This window comes from Pseudoalteromonas sp. Angola-7 (assembly GCF_028599255.1).
In the GTDB taxonomy this organism is placed as follows: Bacteria; Pseudomonadota; Gammaproteobacteria; order Enterobacterales; family Alteromonadaceae; genus Pseudoalteromonas; species Pseudoalteromonas atlantica.
In genome coordinates, this window is sequence record NZ_JAQREL010000072.1 from 1 (window position 1) to 255 (window position 255).

The window sequence follows — 255 nt, forward strand, 5'->3', positions numbered from 1 at the left end:
GCTCTGGAATGTAAGAATCTAGTGCTTCTGCAAGCTCAACGATCTTGTCTTCCCACTGCTTTTCGCCTTCAAGTGCTTTAAGAGCAGAACCTTGAATTAGTGGTAAGTCATCACCTGGGAAGTCGTACTCAGAAAGAAGTTCACGAACTTCCATTTCTACTAGCTCAAGTAGCTCTTCGTCGTCAACCATGTCACATTTGTTCATGAATACAACGATGTAAGGTACGCCAACCTGACGAGAAAGTAGGATGTGCT

General features: G+C 43.9%; 1 protein-coding gene. It reads right to left on the reverse strand.

From position 1 onward, the window contains the following. The coding region (locus PSH50_RS21130; RefSeq protein ID WP_273604851.1) for a GTP-binding protein at positions 1-255 on the reverse strand (255 nt) is incomplete at both ends.